21 protein-coding genes are annotated in these 22,363 nt (G+C 57.6%); 10 read left to right on the top strand and 11 right to left on the bottom strand.

The features are described from left to right. Positions 1–7: 7 nt before the first annotated feature. From V6L81_RS03340 to hemF, 4 genes are all read right to left on the bottom strand, one after another. The gene (locus V6L81_RS03340; RefSeq protein WP_338660476.1) at positions 8–745 is read right to left on the bottom strand and encodes a hypothetical protein; all 738 of its coding nucleotides are present in this window, start codon (positions 743–745) and stop codon (positions 8–10) included. 192 nt (positions 746–937) lie between these two features. After that, positions 938–1,264, bottom strand: a complete 327-nt coding sequence (locus V6L81_RS03335) for a DOPA 4,5-dioxygenase family protein (RefSeq protein ID WP_138738418.1) — start codon at positions 1,262–1,264, stop codon at positions 938–940. 50 nt (positions 1,265–1,314) lie between these two features. Beyond that, positions 1,315–2,136, bottom strand: a complete 822-nt coding sequence (aroE, locus tag V6L81_RS03330; RefSeq protein WP_095023149.1) for a shikimate dehydrogenase — start codon at positions 2,134–2,136, stop codon at positions 1,315–1,317. A 22-nt stretch (positions 2,137–2,158) separates the two neighbouring features. Further along, positions 2,159–3,073: an oxygen-dependent coproporphyrinogen oxidase gene (gene hemF, locus V6L81_RS03325; RefSeq protein WP_095020606.1), complete on the bottom strand. Its 915-nt coding sequence runs from the start codon at positions 3,071–3,073 to the stop codon at positions 2,159–2,161. Positions 3,074–3,225: 152 nt separating this feature from the next. Here hemF and V6L81_RS03320 point away from each other — a divergent pair, with 152 nt between their 5' ends. After that, positions 3,226–4,203: an NADPH:quinone reductase gene (locus V6L81_RS03320; protein ID WP_338660475.1), complete on the top strand. Its 978-nt coding sequence runs from the start codon at positions 3,226–3,228 to the stop codon at positions 4,201–4,203. Between the two features lie 66 nt (positions 4,204–4,269). Here V6L81_RS03320 and V6L81_RS03315 read toward each other — a convergent pair whose 3' ends face one another. Next, entirely contained in the window at positions 4,270–4,827 is a 558-nt protein-coding gene (locus V6L81_RS03315) for an L-threonylcarbamoyladenylate synthase (RefSeq protein WP_094999595.1), read from the bottom strand. Positions 4,828–4,862: 35 nt separating this feature from the next. Next, positions 4,863–5,960 carry a DNA-processing protein DprA gene (gene dprA / locus V6L81_RS03310; protein ID WP_095020605.1) on the bottom strand — a complete coding sequence of 366 codons (1,098 nt, stop codon included), beginning with the start codon at positions 5,958–5,960 and terminating at the stop codon, positions 4,863–4,865. 381 nt (positions 5,961–6,341) lie between these two features. Between dprA and def the strand changes: the two genes are divergently transcribed. The 5 genes from def to V6L81_RS03285 all read left to right on the top strand — a co-directional run bounded on the left by def (position 6,342) and on the right by V6L81_RS03285 (position 11,032). Beyond that, a complete protein-coding gene (gene def / locus V6L81_RS03305; RefSeq protein ID WP_016782844.1) occupies positions 6,342–6,848 on the top strand; it encodes a peptide deformylase in 507 nt (168 codons plus the stop codon). A 207-nt stretch (positions 6,849–7,055) separates the two neighbouring features. Continuing rightward, on the top strand, positions 7,056–8,006 hold the full coding sequence (gene fmt, locus V6L81_RS03300; RefSeq protein WP_094999593.1) for a methionyl-tRNA formyltransferase: 951 nt from the start codon (positions 7,056–7,058) through the stop codon (positions 8,004–8,006). Continuing rightward, positions 8,003–9,313 carry a 16S rRNA (cytosine(967)-C(5))-methyltransferase RsmB gene (rsmB, locus tag V6L81_RS03295; RefSeq protein ID WP_095017920.1) on the top strand — a complete coding sequence of 437 codons (1,311 nt, stop codon included), beginning with the start codon at positions 8,003–8,005 and terminating at the stop codon, positions 9,311–9,313. The genes fmt and rsmB overlap by 4 nt, the downstream gene beginning before the upstream one ends. A 20-nt stretch (positions 9,314–9,333) precedes the next feature. Then, the gene (gene trkA, locus V6L81_RS03290) at positions 9,334–10,710 is read left to right on the top strand and encodes a Trk system potassium transporter TrkA (protein ID WP_094999591.1); all 1,377 of its coding nucleotides are present in this window, start codon (positions 9,334–9,336) and stop codon (positions 10,708–10,710) included. 10 nt (positions 10,711–10,720) lie between these two features. Beyond that, on the top strand, positions 10,721–11,032 hold the full coding sequence (locus V6L81_RS03285) for a tetratricopeptide repeat protein (RefSeq protein ID WP_094999590.1): 312 nt from the start codon (positions 10,721–10,723) through the stop codon (positions 11,030–11,032). A gap of 122 nt (positions 11,033–11,154) precedes the next feature. On the opposite strand, the gene V6L81_RS03280 is transcribed toward V6L81_RS03285, so the two are convergent. Together V6L81_RS03280 and V6L81_RS03275 are read right to left on the bottom strand one after the other, a co-directional pair. Beyond that, positions 11,155–12,042, bottom strand: coding sequence for a lysophospholipid acyltransferase (locus tag V6L81_RS03280; RefSeq protein WP_094999589.1), 888 nt, complete (start codon positions 12,040–12,042; stop codon positions 11,155–11,157). Positions 12,043–12,225: 183 nt separating this feature from the next. After that, positions 12,226–12,783: a DNA-3-methyladenine glycosylase I gene (locus tag V6L81_RS03275; RefSeq protein ID WP_094999588.1), complete on the bottom strand. Its 558-nt coding sequence runs from the start codon at positions 12,781–12,783 to the stop codon at positions 12,226–12,228. A gap of 81 nt (positions 12,784–12,864) precedes the next feature. On the opposite strand from V6L81_RS03275, the gene glyQ reads away from it, so the two are divergent. The 4 genes from glyQ to V6L81_RS03255 all read left to right on the top strand — a co-directional run bounded on the left by glyQ (position 12,865) and on the right by V6L81_RS03255 (position 17,261). Further along, positions 12,865–13,818 carry a glycine--tRNA ligase subunit alpha gene (gene glyQ, locus V6L81_RS03270; protein ID WP_003437964.1) on the top strand — a complete coding sequence of 318 codons (954 nt, stop codon included), beginning with the start codon at positions 12,865–12,867 and terminating at the stop codon, positions 13,816–13,818. Continuing rightward, on the top strand, positions 13,815–15,869 hold the full coding sequence (gene glyS / locus V6L81_RS03265) for a glycine--tRNA ligase subunit beta (protein WP_094999587.1): 2,055 nt from the start codon (positions 13,815–13,817) through the stop codon (positions 15,867–15,869). The genes glyQ and glyS overlap by 4 nt, the downstream gene beginning before the upstream one ends. 4 nt (positions 15,870–15,873) lie before the next feature. After that, positions 15,874–16,413: a D-glycero-beta-D-manno-heptose 1,7-bisphosphate 7-phosphatase gene (gmhB, locus tag V6L81_RS03260; RefSeq protein WP_165446529.1), complete on the top strand. Its 540-nt coding sequence runs from the start codon at positions 15,874–15,876 to the stop codon at positions 16,411–16,413. A 77-nt stretch (positions 16,414–16,490) separates the two neighbouring features. Next, positions 16,491–17,261, top strand: a complete 771-nt coding sequence (locus V6L81_RS03255; protein ID WP_094999585.1) for a 1-acyl-sn-glycerol-3-phosphate acyltransferase — start codon at positions 16,491–16,493, stop codon at positions 17,259–17,261. 254 nt (positions 17,262–17,515) lie between these two features. Here V6L81_RS03255 and V6L81_RS03250 read toward each other — a convergent pair whose 3' ends face one another. From V6L81_RS03250 to V6L81_RS03240, 3 genes are all read right to left on the bottom strand, one after another. After that, positions 17,516–18,733 carry a class I SAM-dependent methyltransferase gene (locus V6L81_RS03250; protein ID WP_095017923.1) on the bottom strand — a complete coding sequence of 406 codons (1,218 nt, stop codon included), beginning with the start codon at positions 18,731–18,733 and terminating at the stop codon, positions 17,516–17,518. Between the two features lie 228 nt (positions 18,734–18,961). Further along, the gene (locus V6L81_RS03245; protein WP_094999584.1) at positions 18,962–20,584 is read right to left on the bottom strand and encodes an MFS transporter; all 1,623 of its coding nucleotides are present in this window, start codon (positions 20,582–20,584) and stop codon (positions 18,962–18,964) included. A 90-nt stretch (positions 20,585–20,674) separates the two neighbouring features. Continuing rightward, a complete protein-coding gene (locus V6L81_RS03240) occupies positions 20,675–22,336 on the bottom strand; it encodes a GMC family oxidoreductase (RefSeq protein WP_095038466.1) in 1,662 nt (553 codons plus the stop codon). Between the last annotated feature and the right edge of the window lie 27 nt (positions 22,337–22,363).

Below are 22,363 nucleotides of genomic sequence, written 5' to 3'. Positions count from 1 at the left end.
ACCTTCATTATTTTTTGTGAACATCAATAAATTGATCAATATCTCTTTTTATAATTTTCCAATTTGAGACCATGTAAGCTTGATAATAAATACTCACCGTCGAGCCGATACCATCGTTAATCCACTTTTGATCACAGGTATAGGGTTCATCTTCACGCATGAACTTGCACTCTATAATGACCTGCTCCGCAGCCTTGGCATCAGTCCAATAGAGCGAGACTCTGCCTTGGCCTATATAGCCTGAGTCGGTTGCATTTAATTCATAAAACAACCCTAACGCTTCATCAAAGTTGTCTCGCTGATCATCGGAAACTTTACGCTGCCTAATTATGAAATCGATCATAGAGGCTGCATTGACCTCACGAGTTGGACCTGGGTACAGAGACGCACTGATAAATCCAGGGCGGATCTCCATACTGTAAGCAGGCTCCATGCTAGGCCATAACAACTCGAACCCCAAACTAACTAAATTTGCATCACACCCCTTTTTATTATTTATAAACCCCTTTTCCCAGGAGCTTTTCCCTTCATATTCTGGCCAAAAAAACATATAAGCTCTGGAAATTTCAAATACTGTTCCTGATAATTTTCCACACGCCAGGGCATAGGTTCGTTCATGAGGTTGCTTACCGTCTATAATCCAGAACCAGTGAAAACTGGAAGCAATAACTACCAGCGACGACTTAACCAGTGCCGACCATACATAGAGATAAATAAGTGCTAAAAACGGCATAACAATAAACATGGCTTAATCTTCTCGCACCGCCAGCCCCGAACATGCGATATTAAAAACCTTATATATCGTGCATATTCAAACGTTAGACCCGGTATCAACATATAACCACAGCGAAGCCGCCGTACTTAATGTCGGATATTTCCGTAACTAATAATTTTATGTAGGAGAGGGTTAAACCGGGCGTGAACTGCGCGCCCCCGTTTAAAAAACAGACAAGTCCAGCGGCCGAATCGCGCCCATCCAGATTGCATGGTCGGTGTGGTCCAGCAGGTCATTGCCGGTATCGGGATGCATAAACACCACCAAACCGTGCCGGTAGAGCGCCAGCCACGGCAGGACGACTCCGATCAGTTCAGGGCCGAAAGCCAGTTGGCAGCTCCAGTCCGGGTGCGGGCCCACCGGGCGCTCGTGGACGCGGCCCATGGTGACGCCAAACAGTTGCCTGGCCTCTTCGCACAAGGCGCGCGCCTGATCGATGGTCGAAGCGTCGAAGTAGACATGGGCGTGGTAGCCCTTGATTCGCTGCATAAGTACCTCTTGCCCTCACCCCGCCCTCTCCCGGAGGGAGAGGGGCTGCTTTAAAGCGCCAGCAACCGGCGCAATTCAGCTAGCGCCGGTGCAGTATCCGGACGCACCCCGCGCCACAGATAAAACGCCTCGGCGGCCTGTTCGGCCAGCATGCCCAAACCATCCATCACCTGACCCGCGCCATGCCCGCTGGCCCACACGCAAAACGGCGTCGGCTCCTTGCTATACATCATGTCGTAGCACAGGGTTTTACCCGGCTCGATCAGGCTGCTGGCAATGGGGGGCAGTTCGCCGCTCAGGCTGGCCGAGGTGGCATTGATAATCAGGTCGACCGGCTCGTGCAGCCAGTCAAAACCGCTTGCAGCCACCGGGCCCAGGTCGCTGAACAACTCGGCCAGCAACTCGGCTTTTTCAACGGTGCGGTTAGCGATGGTGACCGAGGCCGGCCCTTCAGCCAGCAGCGGCTCCAGCGCACCCCGCACCGCACCGCCTGCTCCTAGGATCAGGACGCGCTTACCCTTGAGGCTGAAACCGGCATTGACCGTCAGGTCGCGCACCAGCCCTGCACCATCGGTGTTGTCCCCCAGCAAAACGCCATCGGCCAATTTGCTCAGGGTGTTGACCGCTCCTGCTCGCTGGGCCCGAGCTGTCAGTTGATCCGCCAGGCGGTAGGCGTCTTCTTTGAAAGGCACTGTCACATTGGCGCCACGCCCCTGCAGGAAAAACTCCGTTGCGCAGCCAGCAAAATCATCCAGTGGTGCCAGCAAGGTGTCGTACTGCATGGCCTGGCCAGTTTGCTCGGCAAACAGGCGATGCAGCACCGGGGATTTGCTGTGGGCAATCGGGTTACCAAAAACAACGTAACGGTCCATCAGGCAAGCTCCTCGGGCAGTGTCAGGCGTTGGCCAACCAGTCGCGGTCTTGCAGGAAGTAATCCGTCAGGCGCGCTTCCGGGCTTTCCGGTTCCGCTTTCCAGTCATAAGCCCAGCGCACTTGCGGTGGCAGGGACATCAGGATCGACTCGGTGCGACCGCCCGATTGCAGGCCAAACAGGGTGCCACGGTCATAGACCAGGTTGAATTCCACATAGCGTCCACGGCGGAATTCCTGGAATTCACGCTGCTGGGCAGTGTATTCGTCGTTTTTGCGGCGCTGAACGATCGGCAGGTAGGCGTCGATATAGGCATCACCAATGGCGCGAATAAAAGCGAAACAGGTGTCGAAATCCCACTCGTTCAGGTCATCAAAAAACAGGCCGCCAATACCACGGGGCTCATTGCGATGCTTGATATAGAAGTAGGTGTCACACCACGCCTTGTAGCGCGGGTACACATCGGCCCCAAATGGCGCACAGGCCTGCTCGGCCACGCGGTGCCAGTGCACGCAGTCTTCTTCAACGCCATAGTAAGGGGTGAGGTCAAAGCCGCCACCGAACCACCAGACCGGTTCTTCGCCTTCTTTCTCAGCGATGAAAAAACGTACGTTGGCGTGGGAAGTTGGCACATGCGGGTTGTGCGGGTGGATCACCAGCGACACACCGAGGGCTTCAAAGCCACGGCCCGCAAGTTCAGGGCGATGAGCACTGGCCGACGGTGGCAGGCCGCTGCCGAACACATGGGAAAAGTTGACGCCGCCTTTCTCGATGACGTGGCCGTTTTCGATTACACGGGTACGACCGCCACCACCCGCCGGGCGCTCCCAGGCGTCTTCAACGAACTGGGTGCCGCCGTCTTCCGTTTGCAATGCGTTGCAAATGCGGTCTTGAAGGTCGAGCAGGTAGGCTTTTACAGCCTCGGTGCGAGTAGTCATGACATCACCTTAAATCGGGCAAAGCGACGCGGCGTGCGGGGCCGGCGGCAAAGGGGGGCTAGCATAACACCGCACTCCGGCTCACCGCAGTTGACGAAGATCACGCTTCAGCGTTGGATGGTGGCTTCGTGAAATGAGCGAGGACAGTGCAGATGGCAAAGCGTATCCAGTTTCGGGCCCACGGCGGCCCTGAAGTGCTTGAGTATGTCGATTACCAACCCGCCGAGCCGGGCCCGCAGCAAGTTCGGGTGCGCAATCAGGCCATCGGTCTGAATTTCATCGATACCTATTACCCAGGTGGCTTGTACCCGCTGGCTGAACTGCCGTCCGGGCTGGGCAATGAAGGTGCGGGGATCGTTGATGCGGTGGGCAGTGACGTGCGCAACGTGAACGTCGGCGATCGCGTCGCTTACGGCACCGGGCCGCTGGGGGCATACAGTGAACTGCACGTTTTGCCTGCAGCCAATGTGGTGAAACTGCCCGAGGATATTTCCTTTGAGCAAGCCGCCGCCGTGATGCTCAAGGGCCTGACAACCCAGTACCTGCTGCGTCAGACCTACGAACTCAAAGGGGGTGAAACCATCCTGTTCCACGCTGCTGCAGGCGGGGTAGGTTCGATTGCCTGCCAATGGGCGAAAGCCTTGGGCGTGAAATTGATCGGCACGGTCAGCTCAGCCGAAAAAGCCGCCCACGCCAAAGCTCTGGGCGCGTGGGAAACCATCGACTACAGCCACGAGGATGTTGCCAAGCGTGTACTGGAATTAACCGACGGCAAGAAGTGCCCGGTGGTTTACGACGGTGTAGGCAAGGACACCTGGCTAACGTCACTGGACTGCGTAGCACCACGTGGGCTGATGGTCAGCTTTGGTAATGCTTCAGGCGCGGTAACGGGGGTCAACCTGGGGATCTTGTCGCAGAAGGGCTCGTTGTATGTCACTCGACCGACGTTGGCGTCCTACGCCAATAGCGCCGAAAACCTGCAAGCGATGGCCGATGAGCTGTTTGCGATGATCCGCAGCGGTGCAATCAAGGTTGATATCAGCCAGCGTTTTGCGTTGGCTGATGCGGCCAAGGCGCAGACGGAACTGTCGGCGCGCCGAACCACGGGATCGACGATTTTGTTGCCTTAAAACAAATTCGTAGCAGCTGCCGTAGGAACGAGGCTGCTGCTACAAGATCGGTTGGGCTGCAACTCATTACGCCGGGCGTACGATCTTGCCGCTAGCCAGGTCGCGGATCAGGCTCGGGTTTTTACGTCCACCCAAGTTGCCACCCAACACATGGTCGATTTGCCCACGGAAATACTGCTCCACTTTCAAGCGAGTACGCGCTGCCGGCAAACCTGCCGGGTTGGCTGAGGTCGAGACAATCGGCCCCACCAGCGCGCACAGTTCGCGCACCAGCGGGTGATCGCTCACGCGCAGCGCCACCGTATCGTGTACCCCGGTGATCCACTCGGGCAGCAAGCCCTGATGCGGCACCAGCCAGGTGTTCGGCCCTGGCCAGGTACTGGCCATGCGGTCAATCCACTCCTGGGGGAAGTCTTCAAACAGGAAGTCGAACTGGTGAATGTTGTCTGCCACCACAATCAGACCTTTATCCACAGGCCGCGATTTGATCGCCAGCAGCCGCTCGACCGCGTCTTCATCCCATGGGTCGCAGCCCAGGCCCCAGACCGCCTCGGTCGGATAGGCAATCACCGCGCCTGCGCGAATGGCTCTTGCAGCTTGTTGGACGCGCCAGGTGCTGATCATTGAATGTCTCCAGATATGTGCTGCGCGCAGTGTACTTAGCTGGCGCGAGCAAACCAACGCCCACCCTCGAGTACAACATGCCCCGCCAGTTCAAGCTCGGTCAGAGTAGCCAGCAATCGGGGCAAATCCCAACCGCTGATATTGGCCAATGCTTCGCTGGTATAGGGCGCTGCCTGCAACAATTGCACTAATGGATGACAGCTTGGAGTAAACATTTCTGTTGTGGACAACGGCATCGAGCGCCAGCCACGCAGGCCTTCGAGAATGTGCTCAACGGTCTCGACGAGCGTAGCGCCATCACGGATCAACTGATGGCAGCCACGCGCCCCAGGGTGGTGGATGGAACCGGGCATGGCGTACACCTCGCGCCCCTGCTCTGCGGCGAGACGGGCAGTAATCAGCGAGCCGCTGGACACGCTGGCCTCGACCACCAGCACGCCAAGGGACAAACCGCTGATAATGCGGTTACGCCGCGGGAAGTTGGCGGCTTGGGGCCCGGCGTCCAGAGGAAACTCCGATACCACGGCGCTACCGTTGCAAATCATTGCGTCTGCCAATGCCCGATGGCGCTGTGGATAAAGTTTTTCCAGGCCCGTCCCCAAAACCCCCACTGTCTGCCCGCCAACGTCCAGAGCAGCCTGATGCGCTGCGCCATCAATCCCCAGCGCCAGCCCGCTGGTAATCACAAAACCGGCGCCAGCCAGGCTGCGGGAAAAGGCGGTCGCGGTGTCCAGCCCAGGCCTCGAAGCGCGTCGGCTACCGACCATCGCCAACTGCGGTTTTTCCAGAGTTGACGGCTCTCCCGCCACGAATAACAGCGGCGGGGCATCGCTCAATTCGCTTAACAGCGCCGGGTAATCGGCCTGATCATGCAGCAGCACATGGTGTCTGGAGCGCTCAAGCCAGCGCAATGCAGCGCTGGCACCCTCACGGACTTCAGGGCTGCGCCGTGCCTGGGCACACCCTTCGGGCAGCCCCAGGGCACGCCAGGCGCTGGCAGGTGCGCTGAGCGCTGAACTGGCCGAACCAAAGGCTCTGAACAGGCTGTAATAACGCCGTGGCCCAACGTCGGGCAAACGGTGCAAACGCAAGCGGGCCTCCAACTCTGCTGGGGATATTTCTGAGGGTGGCATAGGATCATCCTTGATCGGTTATTCCATCTGGCTGTAAGGAACAAGCTGTGGATAACTCTGTTGACAAGTTGTTTGGCTAACGATGAAAAGTACCGGGTTGAGCCCCTTGGCAGAACTTGAAACGCCAATGGGAAACCCAACATTAGTTGAACGTCGCCTGGAGGCCGGGCAGGTTGGTTTCAAATTGAGACATGCACAGGTGCAGCCCGGCAGCTAGTCGTTTCATCCGTGGGTGAATCCCTTTATTATGTGCTCTCGCGTGAAACGCCTGAGCCCGAGCGGGCTCTCTCTGAAGGAGACGTTTTGCACAGGTTGCTCGAGTCCTCAGGACCCACCTGACAACCGTTTTTGAATCTTTCACACAGTGCACCAAACAAACTTATGGCTATTTTGAACATCCTCGAATTCCCAGACTCGCGTCTGCGTACCATCGCCAAACCCGTGGCGGTTGTGGACGACGAAGTCCGTCAGTTGATCGATGACATGTTTGAAACCATGTACGAGGCGCCAGGTATCGGCCTGGCCGCGACCCAGGTCAACGTGCACAAACGCATCGTGGTCATGGATCTGAGCGAAGACCGCAGCGAACCGATGGTGTTTATCAACCCCGAGTTCGAGATCCTGTCCGACGAGATGGGCCAATACCAGGAAGGCTGCCTGTCGGTACCGGGTTACTACGAGAACGTTGATCGCCCGCAGCGCGTCAAGATCAAGGCGCTGGACCGTGACGGCAAACCTTTTGAAATGATCGCTGAAGGCCTGTTGGCGGTGTGCATTCAGCATGAGTGCGACCACCTCAACGGCAAGCTCTTCGTCGATTACCTGTCTACGCTCAAGCGCGACCGGATCAAGAAGAAACTGGAAAAACTGCACCGCCAGAACGCTTGATCGGCATAAAACGCACAACACTCCCGAACTGGCAGGGACCCGATGTGGGAGCGGGCTTGCTCGCGATCGGGCCAACACGGTTCTGCTGATACACCGGGTAGCCCTCATCGCGAGCAAGCCCGCTCCCACATGAAAATGAGCCAGCCGGTCCGTTCGCTGGCTCATTGCCGTCAGTTCCCGCGCCCCCCTATTCCAAGTGAGTATTCCATGACTGAGCCACTGCGCATCGTCTTTGCCGGCACCCCAGAATTCGCCGCCGAACACCTCAAGGCACTGCTAGACACGCCTTACGAGATCGTCGCGGTCTACACCCAGCCGGACCGTCCGGCAGGGCGCGGGCAAAAGCTGATGCCAAGCCCGGTCAAACAGCTGGCGCTGGAGCACAACATCACAGTGATGCAGCCACCCACCCTGCGTGCCCCTGAGGCCCAGGCCGAACTGGCTGCACTCAAGCCGGACCTGCTGGTGGTGGTGGCCTACGGCCTGATCCTGCCGCAAGTGGTGCTGGATATTCCGCGCCTGGGCTGCATCAACAGCCACGCCTCCTTGCTGCCACGCTGGCGCGGAGCAGCGCCGATCCAGCGCGCCATCGAAGCCGGCGACAGTGAAAGCGGAGTGACCGTAATGCGTATGGAGGCGGGTCTGGACACCGGCCCCATGCTGCTCAAGTCCGTGACCGCAATCACCGCCGATGACACCGGCGGCAGCCTGCACGACCGCCTGGCCGAACTGGGCCCACCGGCCGTGATCCAGGCCATTGCCGGTCTGGCGGCGGGGACGCTGCAAGGTGAAGTCCAGGATGACAGCCTGGCGACCTACGCCCACAAGTTGAACAAGGACGAAGCGCGCATCGACTGGAGCCGCCCGGCCGTTGAGCTGGAGCGCCTGATCCGCGCCTTCAACCCGTGGCCGATCTGCCACAGCACGCTCAATGGCGAAGCCCTCAAAGTACTGGCCGCAAACCTGGCTGACGCTCAAGGTGCACCGGGACAGATTCTCGCCGCCAGCAAGGACGGCCTGATCGTGGGTTGCGGTGAAGGCGCCTTGTGCCTCACACGCCTGCAATTGCCTGGTGGCAAAGCGCTGAACTTCAGTGATTTTTTCAACAGCCGCCGTGAGAAATTCGCCGTCGGTACAGTTTTGGGTGCCGCACAATGAATCCCCGTCTGGCCGCCGCCAAAGCCCTGACTGCCGTGCTCAACGGCAAGGCATCGCTCAACAGTTCGTTGCCGCTGCAACTGGACAAGGTTGAGGTACGTGACCGCGGTCTGACCCAGGATCTGGCCTTCGGCACCGCGCGCTGGCAGCCACGCCTGTCGGCGCTGGCCAACAAGCTGCTGCAAAAACCGTTCAAGGCCGCCGACGCTGACGTCGAGGCATTGCTGCTGGTCGGTTTGTATCAACTGCTCTACACCCGCATTCCGGCCCACGCCGCCATCGGCGAAACCGTAGGTTGCGCCGACAAACTGAAAAAGCCGTGGGCCAAAGCCCTGCTTAACGCCGTATTGCGCAATGCACAGCGAGAAAGCGAAGCCTTACTGGCTGAGCTGGAGCGTGACCCGGTGGTGCGTACTGCGCACCCACGCTGGCTGCAAAAATCCCTGAAGGCTTTTTGGCCTGAGCAATGGGAAGCCATCTGTGCAGCCAACAATGCGCACCCGCCGATGATCTTGCGGGTCAACCGTCGCCATCACAGTCGTGATGCGTATCTGCAGTTGCTGGTCGAGGCAGGGATCGAAGCTCAACCTTGCACCTTTAGCCAGGACGGCATCGTGCTGGCTGCGGCCTGCGATGTACGCAATCTGCCAGGCTTTGCCGAAGGCTGGATCAGTGTGCAGGACGAAGCCGCCCAGCTGGCTGCCGATTTGCTCGATCTGGCCCCGGGCCAGCGTGTACTCGACGCCTGCTGCGCCCCCGGCGGCAAGACCTGCCACATCCTGGAAGTCGAGCCCAAGCTCGCCGGCGTGGTAGCCGTGGACCTGGAAGCCAAGCGCCTGGTGCGCGTTCGCGAGAACCTTGAACGTCTGGGCCTGAGTGCCGAGTTGATTGCGGCTGACGGCCGCGATACCGCAACCTGGTGGGACGGCAAACCATTCCAGCGCATTTTGCTGGATGCGCCTTGCTCAGCAACGGGTGTTATCCGCCGTCATCCAGACATCAAGCTGACCCGCCAACCGGACGACATCGCCGCACTCGCCACCCTGCAAGGCGAACTGCTGGACGCGATGTGGCCAACCCTGGAAGTCGGTGGCATCTTGCTTTACGCCACCTGTTCGACGCTGCCGACCGAAAACACCGAGGTGATCGAAGCGTTTCTGGCCCGGACACCGGGTGCCCGCGAGCTGGATATCGCCGGTCAGTTCGGTATCAAACAACCCCACGGCCGCCAGTTGCTGGCGCAAGAAGGTGGGCATGACGGTTTCTATTACGCCAAACTGATCAAGATCGCTGCCGCACGCAGCTAACGGTTCCAGGAAATGACGGCATGAAAATCATCATCCTCGGCGCAGGCCAGGTCGGCGGTACGCTGGCAGAACATCTGGCCAGCGAAGCCAACGACATCACCGTGGTCGACACCGATGGCGAACGCCTGCGCGACCTGGGTGACCGCCTCGACATCCGCACCGTGCAGGGCCGCGCCTCGCTGCCCAATGTGCTGCGCCAGGCGGGTGCAGATGACGCCGACATGCTGGTGGCCGTGACCAACAGCGACGAGACCAATATGGTCGCGTGCCAGGTGGCCTACACGCTGTTTCACACCCCGACCAAAATCGCCCGTGTACGAGAAGCGGCTTATCTGACACGCGGCGAGGAGTTGTTTGATAACGACGCCATCCCGGTCGACGTGCTGATCAGCCCCGAGCAGGTGGTCACCAACTACATCAAGCGCCTGATCGAACACCCCGGTGCTTTGCAGGTGATCGACTTTGCCGAGGGCAAGGCGCAGTTGGTCGCGGTCAAGGCGTATTACGGTGGCCCGCTGATTGGCCAGCAATTGCGCCAGCTACGCGAGCACATGCCGAATGTGGATACACGAGTCGCGGCGATTTTCCGACGCGATCGGCCAATTACACCCCGTGGCGATACCATCATCGAGGCTGACGACGAAGTATTTTTCATCGCCGCCAGAGCCAATATTCGCGCAGTAATGAGCGAAATGCGCCGCCTTGACGAAAGCTACAAGCGTATTGTCATTGCTGGCGGCGGACAGATCGGCGAGCGCCTGGCCGAGGCCATTGAAAGCCGTTACCAGGTCAAAATCATAGAGATGAATCCTGCACGTTGCCGCTATTTGTCCGACACGCTCGACAGTACAGTTGTGCTGCAAGGTAGCGCCTCGGACCGCGACTTGATGCTCGAAGAGAACATCGCCGATGCCGACGTGTTCCTGGCCCTGACCAACGATGACGAGGCCAATATCATGTCCTCGCTGCTGGCCAAGCGCCTGGGCGCGAAGAAGGTGATGACCATCATCAACAACCCGGCCTATGTGGACCTGATCCAGGGTGGCGAAATCGATATCGCCATCAGTCCGCAGCTGGCCACCATCGGCACCTTGCTGGCCCACGTACGCCGTGGCGATATCGTCAGTGTGCACTCACTGCGCCGCGGTGCGGCGGAGGCCATCGAAGCCATCGCCCACGGTGACTCCAAGTCGAGCAAGGTGATTGGCCGCAGCATCGGTGAAATCAACTTGCCACCGGGGACCACGATTGGCGCGATCATTCGCGACGAAGAAGTGCTGATCGCCCACGACTCTACCGTCATCAATGCCGGCGACCATGTCATCCTGTTCCTTGTGGATAAAAAGCATATTCGCGACGTAGAGAAGCTGTTTCATGTGGGCTTGAGTTTTTTCTAAGGAGTCAGGGATGCTGGAATCACTGGAAAAGATGCTCGCCAAGGGTGTGGATAACTCATTGCTGCGCTTTGGCCTGGGCAAGGGCTATCTGGACCTTGGGGATAACTTGAAAGCGGCGGAGCATCTGCAGCGTTGCGTCGGCTTTGACCCCAAGTATTCGGCGGCCTGGAAGCTGCTGGGCAAGGCGCAGCTGGCGGCGGGGGATCGTGCGGCAGCGCGGGCGGCATGGGAGCAGGGGATTGCAGCGGCTCAGGCCCATGGCGACAAGCAGGCCGAGAAAGAAATGACGGTGTTTTTGAAGAAGCTGGATAAGTCGCAGTAATTCATCCAGCTTCATATTGGGAACTTGATGTGGGAGCGAGCCTGCTCGCGAAGATCGTTAGATAATCGCGGCGCTTGTGAAACCTTCGCGAGCAGGCTCGCTCCCACGGGATGCATGTCTGGTCAGTACCAGCGCGCCTCACCCGGCGGACGCTTCTTGAAGCGCTTCATGCTCCACATGTACTGGCTCGGGTACGCCCGCACATACTTCTCGACCACCTTGCTCATGGCCGCGCACGAGGTCGCCGTATCGGTGCTGTACATCTCTTCGGGCGCCGCTTCCAGAATCACTTTGAAACCCGAACCGTCGGGCAAGCGCAATGCGTGGAGGAACACGCCCACCGCTTTGCCGCCCGCCAGCATATTGGGCACAAACTTGCTGGTCAGGGCCATCGTGCCGAGGAACGGCACAAAAATTCCGGCTGACTCAGCGGGCTCCGGATCTGCCGGAATGCCCACCTGACCACCTTTGCGCACCTCCTTGATCACGCTCAGGATGCCTTCTTTGGTCGATGCCGCCACGCGGTTGCCCAGCTGAACGCGTTGCTTTTGCAGCAATTCATCCACAGCCTTGAGCTTGGGCGGGCGGTAAAAAATGATCGGCTTGCACTGGCTGCAATAGAAGTGGTTGAGCACTTCCCAGTTGCCCAGATGGCTGGTGATGCCTACCACGCCCTTGCCTGAGGCCAGGGCGTCCTTGAGCACGTCCAGACCTTCGACTTCACGCACCAGGTCAATCGAACGCTGGGCCGGCCAGATCCAGGCGCACGCGCTCTCGGTCAGGCTTTTACCGATGTCCTTGAGGCTCTGGCCCACGAGTTGCTCACGGGCGACCGGGTCCATTTCGGGGAAGCATTTGGCCAGGTTGATCCGCACCACATCGCGCGAACGATTAGGCAGTTTCCACATCAACCAGCCAATGGCCGAGCCCACGCGTTGCACCGCGCTCCACGGGAGCATGGCAAACAATCGCAAAGCCCCGACCAGCAAGGCGCCTTTAAACTTTTCCACAGAATAATCTCTCGAAAGCACTCGTAGCAGCTGCCGAAGGCTGCGTCCGATTGCGAAGCAATCGTAAATGCTGAGTGCTTGATTTTACTGACACATCGCAGGGCCTGACTTCACGACGGCTGCGCCGCCGGACGCAGCCTTCGGCAGCTGCTACGGGTTATGCGTGTGGCGAAAAAAGACATTCTAACCGCCGTTGGCCAGTTCCGCGTAACGGTCGCAATACGTGGCATGGTCCATAACCATGCCGCTGGCCTGCATAAAGGCGTAGCAAATGGTCGGGCCGACGAACGTAAAACCGGCTTTTTTCAGGCCTTTGCTCATGGCTTCGGCCTCTGGCGTCACCGCAGGGAATTCATGGCGTTCAGTAAAGTGGTTGATCTTCGGTTTACCCCCAACAAACGACCATAAAAACTCCACCGGGTTGTCCAGAGCCAGCCAGGCCCGGGCATTGCGTCGTGCTCCGGCCACCTTGAGACGGTTGCGGATAATCCCCGGATCCTGCAACAAAACCTCGATTTCAGCGTCCGTCATAACTGCCAGACGCTGCACATCAAAGCCAAACATGACCTTGCGATAGTGCTCGCGCTTCTTCAAAACCGTGATCCATGACAAACCTGCCTGGAACCCTTCGAGCAATAACAACTCGAACAGCCCATGCGCATCGCGCAACGGCACGCCCCACTCTTGATCGTGATAAGCGGCATACAGCGGATCTTCTGAACACCAGAAGCAACGTGGCATATAGGCTCCAGGGGGTGGAGGGGCGACCGAATCGGGTATACTCCCGCTCTTTAAATCGCAGCCCAAGAAACAGGTGAATTTGTGAGCCAGCCTACGCCAGCAGTGCGTACCTTCCAAGACTTGATCCTCGCCCTCCAGCAATACTGGGCCGAGCAAGGTTGTGTGGTGCTTCAGCCCTACGATATGGAAGTGGGCGCCGGCACATTCCATACCGCCACGTTTTTGCGCTCTCTGGGCCCGGAAACCTGGAACGCCGCTTATGTGCAGCCCAGTCGTCGTCCGACTGACGGCCGCTACGGCGAAAACCCGAACCGTTTGCAGCACTACTACCAGTTCCAGGTGGTTTTGAAGCCAAACCCGCCAAACTTCCAGGAGCTGTACCTGGGTTCGCTGAAACATATCGGCCTGGACCCACTGGTCCACGATATCCGTTTCGTAGAAGACAACTGGGAATCGCCAACACTGGGCGCCTGGGGTCTGGGCTGGGAAATCTGGCTCAACGGTATGGAAGTCACCCAGTTCACCTACTTCCAGCAAGTAGGCGGCATTGAGTGCTACCCGGTTACCGGCGAAATCACCTACGGCCTTGAGCGTTTGGCTATGTACCTGCAGGGCGTGGATTCTGTCTACGACCTGGTATGGACTGACGGCCCGTTCGGCAAAGTGACCTACGGCGACGTGTTCCATCAGAACGAAGTCGAGCAGTCGACTTACAACTTCGAACACGCCAACGTCGACAAACTGTTCGAACTGTTCGATTTCTATGAAAGCGAAGCCAAGCGCCTGATCGAACTCGACCAGCCGCTGCCGTTGCCAAGCTACGAAATGGTGCTCAAGGCATCCCACACGTTCAACCTGCTGGATGCCCGCCGCGCCATTTCCGTGACCGCGCGTCAGCAATACATCCTGCGTGTGCGTACCCTGGCGCGTTCGGTGGCTCAGGCCTACCTTGAAGCTCGCGCCAAGCTGGGCTTCCCGATGGCTCCGCCGGATTTACGTGATGAAGTGTTGGCTAAGTTGGAGGCAGCACAATGAGTGCTCAAGATTTTCTGGTTGAACTGGGCACTGAAGAACTGCCACCAAAAGCCCTCAATACCCTGGCTGATGCATTTCTCGCCGGTATTGAAAAAGGCCTGCAAACAGCCGGTCTGAAATTCAGCGCGAAAAAAGTCTACGCCGCACCGCGCCGCCTGGCCGTTCTGCTGACCCAGCTGGAAACCCAGCAGCCTGACCGCAGCATCAATATCGACGGCCCGCCACGTCAAGCTGCTTTCGATGCCGAAGGCAACCCGACCCAGGCAGCCCTTGGCTTTGCCAAAAAATGCGGTGTTGAGCTGAGCGAAATCGACCAGAGCGGCCCGAAACTGCGTTTCAGCCAGGTGATCGTCGGCAAGCCGACCGCCAGCCTGCTGCCGACCATCGTTGAAGACTCGCTCAATGACCTGCCGATCCCCAAGCGTATGCGCTGGGGCGCGCGCAAGGTCGAGTTCGTACGTCCAACCCAGTGGCTGGTCATGCTGCTGGGCGACGAGGTCATCGATTGCACGATCCTTGCGCAAAAAGCCGGTCGTGAGTCCCGTGGCCACCGCTTCCATCACCCGGAAAACGTGCGCATCAGCGCCCCGGCCAACTACGCCGAAGACCTGCGCAAAGCCTACGTGCTGGCCGATTTCTTTGAGCGTCGCGAGCTGATTTCCAAGCGTGTGGCCGAGCTGGCGACGATGCAGGAAGGCAGCGCTATCGTGCCGCCGGCCCTGCTCGACGAAGTGACCGCGCTGGTTGAATGGCCGGTGCCGCTGGTGTGCTCGTTTGAAGAGCGCTTCCTGGACGTCCCGCAAGAAGCCCTGATCACCACCATGCAGGACAACCAGAAGTACTTCTGCCTGCTGGACGTCGATGGCAAATTGCTCCCGCGCTTTATTACCGTGGCCAACATCGAGAGCAAAGACCCGCAGCAGATCATCTCGGGTAACGAGAAAGTGGTTCGCCCGCGCCTGACCGATGCCGAGTTCTTCTTCAAGCAAGACAAGAAGCAAAAACTCGAGAGCTTCAACCTGCGTCTGCAAAACGTGGTATTCCAGGCCCAACTGGGCAGTGTTTACGACAAGGCTGAGCGTGTTTCGAAACTGGCGGCATTCATTGCCCCGCGCATTGGCGGTGACGCACCGCGTGCCGCCCGTGCCGGTTTGCTGTCCAAGTGCGACCTGGCCACGGAAATGGTCGGCGAGTTCCCGGAGATGCAAGGCATTGCCGGTTACTACTACGCGCTGAATGACGGCGAGCCTGAAGACGTCGCCCTGGCGTTGAACGAGCAGTACATGCCGCGTGGCGCGGGCGCGGAGTTGCCGAGCACCCTGACCGGTGCTGCAGTGGCCATCGCCGACAAGCTCGACACCCTGGTGGGTATTTTCGGCATTGGCATGTTGCCTACAGGCAGCAAAGACCCGTACGCACTGCGTCGTGCAGCGCTGGGTATCCTGCGCATCCTGATCGACAAGAAACTCGACCTCGACCTGACTGAAGCAGTGAAATTCGCTGTCAGCGCTTTCGGGGCCAAGATCAAGTCGGCCGGTCTGGCAGATCAGGTTCTGGAATTCATCTTCGACCGCCTGCGTGCGCGTTACGAAGACGAAGGCGTGGACGTGGCCACTTACCTGTCGGTACGTGCCCTCAACCCAACGTCGGCGCTGGACTTCGATCAGCGCGTGCAAGCCGTACAAGCGTTCCGCCAGTTGCCGGAAGCCGCTGCACTGGCCGCCGTGAACAAACGCGTTTCGAACCTGCTGAGCAAGGTTGAAGGCACGGTTTCGACCCACGTTGAAGCCCGCTATTTCGACAATGCTTGTGAGTTCTCGCTGTTCTCGGCCATCCAGAAGGCCGACGAGGCCGTACAGCCAATGGCTGCTGCCCGTCAGTACAACGAAGCCCTGACCCGTCTGGCCTCGTTGCGCGAGCCGGTGGATGCGTTCTTCGAAGCGGTGATGATCAACGCAGAAGACCCGAGCGTGCGGGCTAACCGCTACGCCTTGCTGGCCCGTCTGCGTGGCCTGTTCCTGGGTGTTGCCGATATTTCACTGCTGGGCTGAGGGGTTGCCGTTGAAACTGCTGATTCTCGATCGGGACGGAGTAATCAATTACGACTCCGACGCTTACATCAAGTCAGTCGAGGAGTGGCAACCACTGCCCGGCGCGATCGAGGCCATTGCGCAGTTGAGCAAGGCCGGCTGGACAGTCGCCATCGCGACCAACCAGTCCGGCATTGCCCGCGGCTACTATGATGTTGCCACGCTGGACGCCATGCACGCCCGCTTGCGGGCGCTGGTGGCAGAGCAGGGTGGCGAGGTCGGATTGATTGTCTATTGCCCACACGGACCTGACGCGGGTTGCGCTTGCCGTAAGCCCAAACCTGGCATGTTGCAAACGATTGCCAACCATTACGGCGTTGATTTGGCCCAATGTTGGTTCGTCGGTGACAGTTTGGGTGACTTGCAGGCTGCGCAAGCCGTCGATTCTCAGCCAGTTTTGGTAAAAACCGGAAAGGGCCTACAGACATTGGCCAAAGAGTTACCGGTTAATACTCTAGTATTTGACGATCTGGCGGCAGTCGCCGCAGAACTTATCCACAAATAAAGCATGTTCGAACACTGGCCTGCACGTTATGCGCTGGCCTGTTCCCTTATGCTTTATCCGCAACGGTAAAAGCCGCTATGTCGATACTGCAGGCCATCAGAACCTTCTTCTTTTACCTGCTGCTGGGCACCAGCTCTCTGCTGTGGTGCTCGCTGAGCTTTTTTGTCGCTCCGTTTTTGCCATTCCGTGCGCGCTATCGGTTTATCAATGTTTACTGGTGCCGCTGCGCGCTGTGGCTGACACGGGTGTTCTTGAAAATTGACGTTCGGGTTACGGGCGCAGAAAACATCCCGCAACGACCGTGCGTGATTCTGGCCAACCACCAAAGTACCTGGGAGACGTTTTTTCTCTCGGCCTACTTTCAGCCGTTGAGCCAGGTACTCAAACGCGAATTGCTGTATGTGCCGTTTTTTGGCTGGGCGATGGCGATGCTGCGCCCGATTGCCATCGACCGTGACAACCCCAAGGCTGCGCTCAAGCACATTGCAAAAAAGGGTGATGAGCTGCTCAAGGACAACATTTGGGTGCTGATCTTCCCGGAAGGCACCCGCGTGCCGTTTGGCCAGGTGGGAAAATTTTCCCGGGGAGGCACGGCCCTGGCGGTCAACGCCGAACTACCGGTACTACCGATTGCCCACAACGCGGGCAAGTTCTGGCCCAAGACGGGCTGGGCGAAAAAGGCTGGCACCATCGAGCTGGTCATCGGTGAACCGATGTACGCCAACGGCAGCGGTCCACGGGCCATTGCCGAGCTGAACGACCGGGTACAGGCCTGGAACGAGCAGGCTCAGCGCGACATGGGTTCGTTGCCTCCTATAGCTAAACCTTCTGAAACGATTGTGAACTAAGCAAATTGTGGATAACTTGTGCACAAGTTTTCTTTTTTTGTGAAAAAACAGACGTAAGCCTATGATTTTCATGCTTATTTCAGACTGTAAGTTTTCACCTAAATACGTGCATAAGTTTTTCTAAGCGCAAAAAAAACCGGCTTATATCAGCCGGTTTTTTGTGCCTGTCGATTCATTGCTTCTACCGCGCGGCCATCCTGCACCTTGGTAAATTCAAGATATCTGGATTCATCGCAACCTAACCAACATTGCTGTCAGGAAAAGCTATTGCTGCGTGTCAGATGCGGGATGAACGTGGTCTGGTACTTCAACTGATCGGCCTTGAGGGTTGACGCCGGATACACCAGATTTTCCAGCTGTCTGGTTTTTTCGATCATCTTTTGATCACCTTTGACGAAGTTTATCGAATACGCATTGTCTGGGCCCGGACTCGTAGGGGTGACCGTCACCGGGGTAAATCCAGCATTGGTGGCCATGGCGATCAGTCTTTCTTGGGACATATAATTGGCAGGTGTTTCAGCTTCCATATATTGATTGTAGGTTCGCTCCAGTTGTGCGGGCGATATATCCGGGTTTTCATGGAGCTTCTTATACAACTCAATGACCACATGCATCAGGTCGATATCATCTCCGCTCAGGCGACTGGAGTGCTCGGTGATGCTCAGTACGCCCCCCTCCTTGAGCAGATCGGCGGCTTGTTTGATACTGTATTGTTGCACCCCGTCGGAGGGAAAGTGATGCAGTGAATGCTGATACATGACGCAATCAAACTTTCCACCTTCCACTAATGGGTTTGCACAATCGCTCCCTGCCACTTTGCCGCTGCTCATGCTAGTGCCGTCATAAATGATCTTTTTAACGGATGCACAATTCTTGCGACTCTCGAGTTGCACCGTTTTGCTGTTTTCGTCCCATCCTGTTTCAGTATCGACTTCCAGGACATAGGGCTCGACATATATGCCGCTGGCCTCGGCCAGACTGGCGGATACATAGGACGTCAGCTTGCCGTCATTTCCGCCGATATCCAAAACCTTGAGCTTGTTCGAACCGCGGCCCAAATCTGGATTCACCTCCATGATCATAGTGGCGATGTCATTACCCTTTCTGCTGAGGTGAGCAGTGACATCAGTCGCAACGGATTGTTTATTGATCGTTGTCGCGTTTCTATACCAATCGCACAGTTTTTCTATAAAAACGGCGTTGGGAAGCTTTCGTGAAACGTCCTTGGCGAGGCCCACCATATCGGCAATCAAGCGTTCCTTGTACTCATTGCTGATTGAAAAAGAATCCGAGTCGCAGTGATAGGTCAGTACTTTGGAAAGATCAGCATGTCGGCCAATATTCTCGCCGTGCAACTTTAAATAGTCATGGATAAAGTAATTACTCTTTGAGTCCAGTCGATGTTGGACAGGTTCGAAGCTTTCCAATGGACCGTCGAATGCCCTAGGAGAGAGTGAGATAAGTTGCAACATACAGAGTTCCTTATTCGCTGATGATCGTTCTAGGCTATAAGTAGGATTATCAGCAAAGCGGGTTCCAGAGACTTTGTATGAGCCCTTGTCCAAAGCTTTGGACGACCCGACCACAACAACAGAGGGGCAGGTTATTGAATGGGGCTTTATTGCCACGTTCAAGTTCGGGAATGTGGAAGGCGGTGGGGCTCTTCGCTCCACCGCTCGCTCAAAGGGAAGGCGGGTTACTTAGACCTTGTCGATATTCACATTCCTCGTTTCCTTGAGGCACAGCATGCCCACCACCAGGCTGACCCCGGTGATCACCACCGGGTACCACAGGCCATAGAAGATATCCCCGGTGTAGACCACCAGTGCAAACGACACGGTGGGCAGAAAACCACCGAACCAGCCGTTGCCGATATGGTAGGGCAGGGACATTGAGGTGTAGCGGATGCGAGTCGGGAACAGCTCTACCATCACGGCTGCCAGTGGGCCGTAGGTCATGGTGGCAATGAGTGTCAGTAGTACCATCACCAGTACAACCATTGGCTGGTTGACCGCGCCTGGATCAGCCTTGGCCGGGTAACCCGCTTCGGTTATCGCTGCGCGCATGGCCGCTTCGTCAAAACCGCTGATTTTCTGTTCACCTACCGACACTTGAACTTCAGCGCCCGGTGCAGCCGACTGTGAGGTATACGGCAAGCCCTGCTTCACCAGGAAGGTTTTAACCTTGTCGCACGGGCTGTCAAAACGTGCCTTGCCTACCGGGTCAAACTGGAAGGTGCAGGTGCCCGGGTCGGCCATGACCACAATCGGTGATTGACGGCTGGCGGTATCAATCTGCGGGTTGGCGTAATGGCTCAATGCTTTGAACAGCGGAAAGTACAGGACTGTGGCCAATAACAGGCCAAGCATCAGGATCGGCTTGCGCCCCACACGGTCAGACAGCCAGCCGAAGAATATAAAGAACGGTGCCCCGATTACTACGCTGATAATCAGTAAGAGATTGGCCTGGGCCGGGTCCATCTTGAGCATCTGTGTCAGGAAAAACAGCACATAGAACTGCGCGGTATAGAAGGTTACCGCCTGGCCAGCGTTGATACCGAACAGGGCAATCAGCACGATCTTGAGGTTTTCCCATTTACCGAACGATTCGCGGATCGGCGACTTGCTGGTTTTACCTTCGGCTTTCATTTTCACGAACGCTGGCGACTCGTGCATGCTCATGCGAATCCAGGTCGAGATGCCCAGCAGCACGATGGACAGCAGAAACGGCAGGCGCCAGCCCCAGACTTCAAACTGGTCACCGGTCAGGTACCGGCAACTCAGCACCACCAGCAGCGACAACAACAAACCCAAGGTGGCAGTCGATTGAATCCAGCTGGTGTTGAAGCCACGCTTGCCCGGTGCGGCGTGTTCAGCCACGTAAGTGGCTGCACCGCCGTATTCACCGCCCAGCGCCAGCCCCTGGAGCATGCGCAATACCACGAGCATGATCGGGGCAGCGATACCGATGCTGGCGTAGGTCGGCAACAGGCCGACAGCGAAGGTCGATAAACCCATCAAGATGATGGTCATGAGGAAGGTGTATTTACGCCCGATCATGTCACCCAATCGACCGAACACCAGTGCCCCGAAGGGCCTCACCAAAAAGCCTGCGGCAAAGGCCATCAAGGCAAAAATAAACGCCGTGGTGTCGTTGACCCCAGCAAAGAACTGCTTGCTGAGCACGGTGGCCAAAGCGCCATACAAGAAAAAGTCATACCACTCGAAAACGGTCCCGAGGGATGACGCAAAAATGATCTTGCGCTCTTCGCGCCCGGTCGTTCCTTTGACGGTAGCCGCCTGTTGTGCAAGTGCGTCTGACATGTGCAAAGTCCTCGGCCCTATGGGCCACAGTGATTATTGTTGTTGTCCACTGCCGGTTCCGGATGACTGCGCCCGAAACCACGATCGCATTCAGGCGACCGGTATAGCTGCCGTGCGGTTAACGCATGCTGTGTACTGCGGTGTTTCAAGCGAAGCCTGCAAAATCAGCTGCGCGGCTTTTTCACCAATCATCAGGGTCGGAGAACAGGTATTACCCGACACGATGCTGGGCATGATCGAAGCGTCTGCCACCCTCAAACCCGGTACCCCATGAACGCGCAATTGGGCATCGACCACTGCCTCGGCGTCCTGGCCCATGCGGCAAGTGCCCACGGGGTGAAAAATCGTCGTACCAATACGGGCAGCTGCGTCGTACAGCTCTTGTTCGGTCTGCAAGTCCTTGCCTGGCAGATACTCCTCAGGTGTAAAGGCCTGCAGAGCTGCGCTGGCCACGATACGCCGAGTCAGGCGTATGGCATCGGCTGCTACCTTCAGATCATCAGGGTGGCTCAGGTAATTGGGGTCGATCAGCGGTGCGTCATCCGGGTTTGCCGAACGGATATCCACGCGCCCCCGGCTTTTTGGTCGCAAGTTGCACACCGAGGCGGTAAAGGCCGGGAAGGTGTGCAGCGGCTCGCCAAAACGCTCAAGGGACAGCGGCTGGACGTGGTATTGCAAGTTGGCAGATAACTGATCAGGGTCGGATTTGACGAACGCCCCCAGCTGACTGGGGGCCATCGCCAAAGGACCACTGCGGTCGTAGGCATATCGCAGGCCCATGCCGACTTTACCCCACACGCTATTGGCGACCTGGTTGAGGGTTCGGGCCTTGGTCAGTTTGAAGATCAAGCGTAACTGCAAGTGGTCCTGCAAATTCCCCCCCACCCCGGGCAGCTCATGCAGCACAGTTATCCCCAGGCTTTCGAGCAAAGGCCGCGGGCCAATACCCGAGCGCTGCAAAATGCCAGGAGAGCCAATCGAACCGGCGCAAAGGATAATCTCGCAACCGGCCGTGAAGGTATGCTGTGCGCCTTGCCAGCGCGCACTGACCTGGGTGGCCCGGCCGTTTTCAAGCAGCACTTTGTCGACTTGCACGTCGGTCAAAACCGTCAGGTTGGGGCGCTTGAGTATTGGCCGCAGAAAAGCCTTTGAGGCATTCCAGCGCACACCGGAGCGCTGGTTGACTTGAAAGTATCCACAGCCCTGGTTATCGCCACCGTTGAAATCGCTGACGCTGGCAATTCCGCTTTGCGCGGCGGCGTCACGAAACGCGTCGAGAATCGGCCATGAATAGCGCTGCTGCTCAACCCGCCACTCACCTTCACTGCCATGCAGCTCAGAATTGCCGGCAAAGTGCTTTTCGCTGCGTTTGAACAATGGCAATACGTCATCCCAGCCCCAGCCCGAATTGCCCAACTCGGCCCAGCGGTTGTAATCACCCGCCTGGCCGCGCATATAAATCATGCCGTTGATGGACGAGCTGCCGCCCAAGACCTTACCCCGTGGGTAGCTCAGGCTGCGACCTTGCAAACCGGCCTGGGTTTCGGTCTTGAAACACCAGTCGGTGCGCGGGTTACCGATGCAATACAGGTAACCCACAGGAATATGGATCCACGGGTAGTTATCTTGCCCGCCCGCTTCGAGCAGCAACACGTTGTGGCGAGGATCGGCAGACAGCCGATTGGCCAGCACTGAACCTGCAGGCCCGGCACCCACGATGATGTAGTCGTACACCTTGTTGGCTGATGGCATGTATCACCTCGCGCCTTTTATTTATTG

Origin of the sequence: Pseudomonas bubulae (genome assembly GCF_037023725.1) — a bacterium.
GTDB classification, from domain to species: Bacteria; Pseudomonadota; Gammaproteobacteria; order Pseudomonadales; family Pseudomonadaceae; genus Aquipseudomonas; species Aquipseudomonas bubulae.
The sequence above is the reverse complement of the archived record's forward strand: the minus strand, read 5'-3'. Positions and strand labels throughout refer to the sequence as shown.